We start from the raw sequence: 8,373 nt of genomic DNA, 5'->3' as shown, positions 1-8,373 counted from the left end.
ACGATCAAGGCCCTGCGATCAGGCCCGCCACGATCAGGGGCCCGCGATCATGGACGTCGCGTAGATCGCGTCGAGCTGTGGCGATGTGACTGTTTGAACGCCCGCGAAGCGTCGACATGCCGCAGTTCGACACGATCAAGGTCCCGCGATCAGACCTGCCACGATCAAGGGCCCCGCGATCCTGGGCGTCGCGAAGATCGCCTCGAGTTGTGGCGTGTGGACTGTTTGGTGTCCGTGAAGCGTCGACACGCCGCAGGTCGACGCGATCAAGGATCCGGTCGATCAAGAACCGGCCGAATCAGGGGGTGGGCGGGTGGTGGGGAGTGGGGGAGGGGGCGCGCCAGGTCAGGACGGGGTAGGGGGAAGGGGTGAAGCCGAAGGAGCGGTAGAGATGGGCGCCGGCTGGGGTGGCGTTGAGGTCGATGCGTGGGACGCCGCGGGTTTGGAACCAGGCCAGGAGGGAGGTGACGATCAGGCGGGCGTGGCCTTGGCCGCGGGAGTCGGGCAGGGTGGCCATGCCGAGGAGCTGGCCGCGCAGGCCCGCCGGGTTGCCGGGGCCCGGCAGCAGGCGTTCGATCACCCCGATCCCGCAGGCGACGGGGCCGGTGGGGCCGTCCACGACGAGGGCCGTGAAATCGGCGTCGTCCAGGCGGGTGGCCAGCATCTCGGCGTAGGGGCGCTCCCAGTCGTCCGGGACGTCGGCGCCGTGCATCGCCGTCAACAGCACCCGCCGGAGGGCGACAAGGGAGGGAATGTCCGCGGGGGTGGCGTGGCGGGGGAGAGTGAGGTTCGCGACGTCCATGACCGGAGGGTGCCACACGCGCAGTAAGGTGGATCGTGCTGCCTGACGACTTGTTCAACCCGCTGGACCTCGACGACGCCCTGGAAGCCGAGTTCGAACGCGGCGGTCCGCACGCCGCGATCGCCCTGCTGGCCGAGGCCCTCGACGATCCACGCGCGCTCGGCGACGAAGCCGTCCCCGAGTATCTGGATGAGCTGATCGACCAGCTCACCAAGCTCGAACGCTACGCCGAGGCCATCGAGGCCACCCACCGGCTGATCGCCATCGACCCGGCGGTGCGCGAAGAGGAGCTCGGCTCCGTCGCCCACCTCCACGCGCTCAACGGCGAACCCCTGCACGCCCGCGAACTCCTGCTGGAGCTGCGCGGCCAGGTCGAGCCGCTCGAGTCGCTGATGAACACGATGGTCCTCGCCAACGACCTCAAAGACGAGAAACTCGCGATCAGCTGGCTCCGCGACGATCTGCGCCAGGGCCTCGCCGAAGGCTGGGACCCCGACCTGATCCGGATCCACAACGGCCATCTGCGCCGGCTCGGCGGCCTCGACCCCGAGCTCGAAGACGCCGTCGCGACCTACCTCGGCCCGTCGCAGCCGACCCCCACCACCCACGGCCGGCTGCCGGAAGGCGCCCGTTTCACCTACCCGGGCACCGACAGACTGGAGATCGAACGCGCGATGCGCGCCGACCAGAACGCCCGGATCCTGTCGCCGGAGGGAACGTTCATCCCGTGGCCGCCTGACCGCAACGCCGTGTGCTGGTGCGCTTCGGGCGCGAAGTACAAAAAGTGCTGTGGGCGGCCCCAGATCTGAGGTGTGAGCATGGTCATCGTGGTGGGAGCAGCGATCATCGAGGGCGGCAGGCTGCTGGCCGCGCAGCGGGCGCAGCCCGCCTCGCTGGCGGGCGGCTGGGAGCTGCCGGGCGGCAAGGTCGATCCCGGCGAATCGGACGAGACCGCGCTGGTCCGTGAGTGCCGGGAAGAACTCGGAGTGACGATCAAACCGCTCCAGCGGATCGGCGGCGACTGGCCGCTGAGCCCCACTTCGGTGCTGCGCGTCTGGACCGCGACGCTCATCGAAGGGCGTCCGCAGGCGCTGGAACACGCCGAGCTGCGCTGGCTTGATGACGATGAGTTGATGGACGTCGACTGGCTACCGGGGGATTTGCCGGTGGTCGAGGCGGTTCGTCCGCATCTGGCTCACGACGCTCAGTAGTGGCAAGACGACACTGCGCATCGGTTACGGGCTGTGCCCAAATCGTTACCTGAGCCTCCTAGATGATCACTTCGATCAGGGGCACTCTTGATCACAGAGCGCTAAATGATCAAGGGGGTGTCTCTCATGAACGAGCAGACTCTGGTTACGCTCCGGGCGACAGTGATCTTCCTGGTGGCCTTCACGGCAGCAGCGATCGTCGCCGGTCTCACCTACCTCAGCCAGCGTGATATCGCCACCGCCCTGCTCGCCGCAGGCGGTGCGTTCGGCACCACGCTCCCGGCGGCCGACACCTACATCGGCCGCTGATCATCCCGGCTCCTTCGATCCGAAAGTCACCGATCCAGAAGTACCTACTTCCGAAATACCTACTACTGAGAAAGGCCCTCCGGTGCGGAGAGGGCCTTTCTTCCGTTTCCGGGACTTTCCGGGACTTTACCGGGACGCGATCAGAGCCGGACGGCCCCGTTGTAGTCGTCGCGCTCCGCGAGTTCTGTGATCTTCACGACGTCGCCGGACGACGGCGCGTGCACCATCTTCCCGTCACCGATGTAGATGCCCATGTGGTGCCGGTCGGGGTGGAAGAAGACCAGGTCGCCCGGCTTGAGCGCCGAACGTTCCACCTTCGTCCCCGTGTCGTAGAGCGCGCCGGTGTAGTGGTCGAGCCCGCTCCGTCCGGCCTGCGCGTACGCCCAGACGGCCAGGCCCGAGCAGTCGAACGCGTCGGGGCCCGCGGCCGCCCAGACGTACGGCTTGCCGAGCTTGCCGAGCGCCGCGCGGGTGGCCTTCGCGGCGACCGAGTCACCGAAGATCGTCACCCCGCCGACCGTGTAGTACTTCGTGAGCTGCGCCTTGACCGTGCCGAGCTCGGCGGCGACGTCCGCGGCCTCCTTCTCGGCGGCCTCGACAGCGTCACCGGCCTGCTCGGCGTCGAGCCGTGAGGAGTCCGCGGCGGCGGAGGTCGTGGTGATCTGTGCGCGCAGCGCCGACAGCCGTCCCGCAAGCGCGTCGGCTTGCTCGGCGTCGGCGTTGCCGCCGAACCAGTCGGAGATCTTGTCCATGGTGGAGACGCGGTCGCGGGCGGCGTCCACCTGCGGGGCGAGCTCGGTCGCCTGGTCGGTGAGGCCCGCCAGGGCCGTGGCGTCGAAGGCGGCGCCGTCGCGTGCCAGGACGGAGGCGTCGGTGCGCTGCCGCACCTCGATCCGCAGGTTCGCGGCCTCGGCCGTCAGGGCGTCGAGACGGTCCTGGAGTGCGGTGGGGGAGGGAGCGGCGGCCTGAGCCGCGGGCTGGAAAGCGATGACGCTCAGGCTCGCCGCCACGGAGGCGGCCAGCACGAATCGGGCACCCTTCACGGGGTTCCTCTCTCGGGCGCCTACCGGGTTAGCTGACGGGTTCGGGCGGAGAGTCGCCCTACCGCTGGGGAGCGGATTCACCCCGGGGGGACGTGGGTCCCCGGCTCCCCGCACGGTGCGGGGATTCGGCGTTCCCGGTCACGCAGCGACCGGAATGGGACGGAACATATGCAAAGGGTCAAGAGATGACAAACTCCACCTCGTGGTCAGGGGCTGGGCCGCGAGCAGACTAGAATCGGGTGCACATACGTTCTTTCACGCCGCCAGGGTCCGATCTGGAGATCACGTAGGCGCGGCGAATCCGACATGAGGAAGCCGGACTTTCATGCCCATCGCCACCCGTGATGACCTGCGCAACGTCGCGATCGTCGCCCACGTCGACCACGGAAAGACCACCCTCGTCGACGCCATGCTCTGGCAGTCCGGGGCCTTCCGCGACAACCAGTCGGTCGACGACCGCGTCATGGACTCCAACGACCTCGAGCGCGAGAAGGGGATCACCATTCTCGCGAAGAACACCGCGGTACGCCACAACGGCATGTTGCTGAACATCATCGACACGCCGGGCCACGCCGACTTCGGCGGTGAGGTCGAGCGCGGCCTGTCCATGGTCGACGGCGTCGTGCTGCTCGTGGACGCGTCCGAGGGGCCGCTGCCCCAGACCAGGTTCGTGCTGCGCAAGGCCTTCGCAGCCAAGCTGCCCGTCATCCTGGTGATCAACAAGGTCGACCGCCCCGACTCGCGGATCGACGAGGTCATCGAAGAGGTCTACGAGCTCTTCATGGACCTCGACGCCACCGAGGAGCAGATCGACTTCCCGATCGTCTACGCCTCCTCGCGGGCCGGCCGCGCCTCGATGAACAAGCCCGAGAACGGCGAGATGCCGGACTCCGAGGACCTCGAGCCGCTGTTCAAGGTCATCAACGAGACGATTCCGGCGCCGTCCTACGACCCGGACGCCCCGCTCCAGGCGCACGTCACCAACCTCGACGCGTCCCCCTTCCTCGGCCGTATCGCGCTCTGCCGCGTGCACAACGGCACGATCAAGAAGGGCCAGCAGGTCACCTGGTGCAAGACCGACGGCACCATGCAGCGAGTGAAGATCACCGAGCTGCTGATGACCGAGGCGCTCGAGCGCAAGCCCGCCGAGTCCGCGGGCCCCGGCGACATCATCGCGATCGCGGGCATCCCGGAGATCATGATCGGTGAGACCCTCGCCGACCCGGAGAACCCGGTCGCCCTGCCGCTGATCACCGTGGACGAGCCCGCCATCTCGATGCGGCTCGGCACCAACACGGGGCCGCTCGCCGGTCGCGAGAAGGGCACCAAGGTCACCGCCCGTCTCGTCAAGGACCGGCTCGACCGCGAACTGGTCGGCAACGTCTCGGTGCGGATCCTGCCGACCGAGCGTCCCGACGCCTGGGAGGTCCAGGGCCGTGGTGAGCTCGCGCTCGCCATCCTGGTCGAGACCATGCGCCGGGAAGGCTACGAGCTGATCCTCGGCAAGCCGCAGGTCGTCACCAAGGAGATCAACGGCAAGATCCACGAGCCGGTGGAACGCCTGACGATCGACGCTCCCGAGGAGTACCTCGGCGCGCTGACCCAGCTCCTCGCCGTCCGCAAGGGCCGGATGGAGCACATGACCAACCACGGCACCGGCTGGATCCGGATGGAGTTCCTGGTCCCGGCCCGCGGCCTGATCGGGTTCCGCACCGAGTTCCTCACCGAGACCCGCGGCACCGGCATCGCCCACCAGGTCTTCGAGAAGTACGAGCCGTGGTTCGGCGAGCTGCGCACCCGCCCGACCGGCTCCCTGGTCTCCGACCGCTCCGGCAACGCCACGACTTACGCCATGTTCAACCTGCAGGAACGCGGCACCCTGTTCGTCGACCCCGCCACCGAGGTGTACGAGGGCATGATCGTCGGCGAGAACTCGCGCGCCGACGACATGAACATCAACATCACCAAGGAGAAGCAGAAGACGAACATCCGCTCCTCCACGGCCGAGGAGTTCGACCGCCTCACCCCGCCGAAGAAGCTCTCCATGGAAGCCGCCCTGGAGTTCATCCGCGAAGACGAGTGCGTCGAGATCACCCCCACGGCCGTCCGCCTCCGCAAGGTCGTCCTCGACTCCAAGGAACGCGAGCGCACCGCCGCCCGCGCCAAGCGCAACTAACTTCCCCGAACACCGAAGCCCGCCCCCTCCCACCAGGAGGAGGCGGGCTTTTTCCATGCGTTCTGACTACTCTGAGACACGGACGACCCTACGATGACGACCGGAGCTGATCGTGATGGGAAGGGAGCCTCAGGTGACCATTGCTCAGGTTCCGGTTCATGACGTGCTTTTCCCTGACACCCCGTACGCGATGTGGGTGCGGGGGGAGCTGGCGGACTTCCTCCACCTGCCTGAGACGCTGCGGGTGGAGATCATCGGTGGGGAGATCGTCGTGTCGAGGGCACCGAAGCATCCTCACAACAGCATCATCGAGGATCTGGGGCTGCCGTTCCGGGGGATGCGCTACAACGATCCGGAGTTCCCGTGGCGGTGCTTCCAGGGGGACGGCTTGGACCTCATCGGCATCGAGGACGGCTGTATCCCGGATCTCGTGATCATGGACGGGTCCCTCGCCAAGGACGTGGGCGAGCACATCCTCGTCTCGGACCAGGTCGAGCTGGTCGTTGAGGTCACCTCGAAGTCGAACGCGGACCAGGACCGCCGACCCCGAGCGGGCGCGCGGAAGCCGACCAAGTGGCAGGGGTACGCGCGAGCGGGGATTCCCTACTACCTTCTCGTCGACCGCGATCCGAAGGTTGCGAGGGTGACGCTCTACTCCGTTCCGGACGAGAGGGCGGGGGCCTATCTGCAGGAGGAGTCGTGGGGGTTCGGGGAGCCGGTCGTGCTGCCCGAGCACTTCGGGGTGGCGGGCATCAACACGGCCGAGTGGCTTTGCTGGGACGCGGCCTGACGGTCACGGGCGGGTGCGGCGGGTGTCGATGACGATGGGCGGGGCGCCGGAGACCTTCAGCTTGGCCCGCTTCGAGGTGAGCGCGAAGTAGCCGGAGGCGCCCGGGTACTCGACGTAGAAGGCGCCCGTGCAGCGGGCGGTGACCTTCTTGGTGAACCGGCCCCTGGCGTCGGTCTTCACGGTGCCGGCGCTGAAACGGTAACCCTTGGCCTTCTTGGCGTCGCAGGTGAACCAGACCTTCAGGGTGCGCTTGGCGAACGGCTTCCAGCGGCCCGGAGCCGTGGACTGCTGGAGGACGCCCGACAGCGTCGCCTTCTTCCGGTACCTGATCTTGCCGGGGGAGAGCTTCTGCTTGGTCACCCGGACGGGCTTGCGCCACGCCTTCACGACCGGGCTGGTCGCCGGAGCCGCCTGGGCGGTGCCGAACCGGCGGGCCCGCCAGTGACCGGCGTGCTTGTAGGTGAACGAGGCGCGGAACGAGCCGTCGGCGGCGCTGGTCAGGGTCTTGATCCGCTTCCAGCCGGTGCGGCCGTTCGCGGAGAACTCGATCGGGACGCTCGCCCCGGCCGTCGCGGGGTTCAGCACCCCGCCGAGCGAGACCCTGCCATGGGCGTCGATCCTGGACTCCAGGGAGATCGCCGAACGGCCCCTGACGAAGATCGTGCCGGTCTCGGCGGAGGACGGGCGGAGCAGCCCGTCCGGGACGGCCGACGCGGTGAACCGGTCGATCCAGCACTCCGGCCGGACCGTCGCGGCGAAGCCGCCGTCGGCGCCGGTGTCCGCGGTGACCGCGCCGATCGTGCAGTCGCCGACCCCGTGGCCCGTGAGCTTGACCTGGGCGCCGCCGACGGGCTCGTCGCCCGCGGTCAGCCTGCCGCTGAGCTTCAGCGGCTCGCCCGGGTCGATCGCGAGCTTGTCCGCAGCCACCGTGAGCTTCGTCGGGACGGTCGTGACCTTCACCTCGACGATCTGGTCGGCGTCAGTCCCGGCGATGACACCCGGCAGGTCGGACGGGGTCGCGCCGGAGATCGAGACCTTGTCCGCGGCCGAACCGCTGGCCGTGTAGGTGACGGTGAACTCGCCGTCGTCGCCGGTCTTGGCGTCGCTGAACTTCGCCCGCGGGTCCCCCTTGGCGAGGAACGCCGGCTTCTTCCCGACGACCGGGGTGGCCGTCCCCGCCACCAGCAGCTTCCCGGTGATCTTCACTACGGGGTGCGCGGTGTCGACCGCCGTGAGGTCCGCCTTCAGCAGGTAGGCCACCTCGGTGATCGGGTCCGCGGCCGCCGCCGCGCCGGGCAGCAGCGCACCCGCGACCGCGACGACCGCGAACAGGGAGAGAGAACGACGCATTCGGCTGCCTTCAGTATCCGAGTATTCCGATCCGGAATCGTAGACGGTCTAGACCAGTCACCACCAGACCGTCAGATCCGCCTCAGTAGTGACTTAGATGACAAATCTTCAAGATCAGTTCACCTGATCCGCATCATGATGCCGGACCGACCCGCCCCGACCGGCTCAGGCCAGGCCGGGGAAGCGAAAAAGGGCCGCCCGGAAGGGCGGCCCTTTTCGGAGTCGGTCAGGCCAGGTGGATGGTGCCGGTGACGTCCGCGGCCAGGCGGAGGGAGTCGCCGTCCTGGAGGAACGCCTCGACGCCGGGGGACAGGCGCTCGCCGTTGACGAACGTTCCGTTCGTGGAGCGTTCGTCGCGGACCTTCGCCACGCCCGACGGGTCGAGCCAGACCGTCGCGTGCTTGCGGGACACGTTGTCGTACTGGGTGAAGGTCGCGGCGGCGGGCGACTGGCCCGCGTCGCGGCCCAGCACCAGATGCTGGCCCATGGTGACGCTCAGTTCACCGGTCGGGAACTGCAGGCGCAGCGAAGGCTGGCCGGGGACCGAGCGCAGCGGCTTGAGGCAGACGTTGCACTGGGCCTGGCCCGGGTGGTCGAGAACATGCTCGCAGTGCGGGCACATCGCGGCCGTGCTGTCGTGCGGCGGGCCCTGCCGGTGCTCCGGCGGGATCGGCGTGCCGTCGCGGGTGCCG

9 protein-coding genes and 1 riboswitch are annotated in these 8,373 nt (G+C 68.4%); of the genes, 5 read left to right on the top strand and 4 right to left on the bottom strand.

The window, feature by feature from the left end; all coding sequences use genetic code 11:
• Positions 1-298 precede the first annotated feature (298 nt).
• Positions 299-802, bottom strand: a complete 504-nt coding sequence (locus ACYVE7_RS18825; RefSeq protein ID WP_460366208.1) for a GNAT family N-acetyltransferase — start codon at positions 800-802, stop codon at positions 299-301.
• A gap of 35 nt (positions 803-837) precedes the next feature.
• Here ACYVE7_RS18825 and ACYVE7_RS18820 point away from each other — a divergent pair, with 35 nt between their 5' ends.
• The 3 genes from ACYVE7_RS18820 to ACYVE7_RS18810 all read left to right on the top strand — a co-directional run bounded on the left by ACYVE7_RS18820 (position 838) and on the right by ACYVE7_RS18810 (position 2,322).
• Positions 838-1,611: an SEC-C domain-containing protein gene (locus ACYVE7_RS18820; protein WP_460366206.1), complete on the top strand. Its 774-nt coding sequence runs from the start codon at positions 838-840 to the stop codon at positions 1,609-1,611.
• Between the two features lie 9 nt (positions 1,612-1,620).
• Entirely contained in the window at positions 1,621-2,013 is a 393-nt protein-coding gene (locus ACYVE7_RS18815; protein WP_460366204.1) for a (deoxy)nucleoside triphosphate pyrophosphohydrolase, read from the top strand.
• Between the two features lie 126 nt (positions 2,014-2,139).
• On the top strand, positions 2,140-2,322 hold the full coding sequence (locus tag ACYVE7_RS18810) for a hypothetical protein (RefSeq protein WP_460366202.1): 183 nt from the start codon (positions 2,140-2,142) through the stop codon (positions 2,320-2,322).
• A 140-nt stretch (positions 2,323-2,462) separates the two neighbouring features.
• On the opposite strand, the gene ACYVE7_RS18805 is transcribed toward ACYVE7_RS18810, so the two are convergent.
• Positions 2,463-3,365 (bottom strand): C40 family peptidase, encoded by a 903-nt coding sequence (locus tag ACYVE7_RS18805; RefSeq protein ID WP_460366200.1) that lies wholly within the window; start codon positions 3,363-3,365, stop codon positions 2,463-2,465.
• 2 nt (positions 3,366-3,367) lie between these two features.
• A riboswitch (cyclic di-AMP (ydaO/yuaA leader) is annotated at positions 3,368-3,506 on the bottom strand.
• Positions 3,507-3,690: 184 nt separating this feature from the next.
• On the opposite strand from ACYVE7_RS18805, the gene typA reads away from it, so the two are divergent.
• Both typA and ACYVE7_RS18795 read left to right on the top strand, forming a co-directional pair.
• Positions 3,691-5,541: a translational GTPase TypA gene (typA, locus tag ACYVE7_RS18800; protein ID WP_460366198.1), complete on the top strand. Its 1,851-nt coding sequence runs from the start codon at positions 3,691-3,693 to the stop codon at positions 5,539-5,541.
• A gap of 163 nt (positions 5,542-5,704) precedes the next feature.
• Positions 5,705-6,331, top strand: a complete 627-nt coding sequence (locus ACYVE7_RS18795; RefSeq protein ID WP_460366196.1) for a Uma2 family endonuclease — start codon at positions 5,705-5,707, stop codon at positions 6,329-6,331.
• Positions 6,332-6,334: 3 nt separating this feature from the next.
• Here ACYVE7_RS18795 and ACYVE7_RS18790 read toward each other — a convergent pair whose 3' ends face one another.
• Positions 6,335-7,681 (bottom strand): hypothetical protein, encoded by a 1,347-nt coding sequence (locus ACYVE7_RS18790; RefSeq protein ID WP_460366194.1) that lies wholly within the window; start codon positions 7,679-7,681, stop codon positions 6,335-6,337.
• A 226-nt stretch (positions 7,682-7,907) separates the two neighbouring features.
• Positions 7,908-8,373: FHA domain-containing protein (locus ACYVE7_RS18785; protein WP_460366192.1), on the bottom strand; the 466-nt coding region annotated here is incomplete at its 5' end.

It is taken from the genome of Actinocorallia lasiicapitis (assembly GCF_054778695.1).
This window is presented reverse-complemented; position numbering and strand designations above follow the sequence as displayed.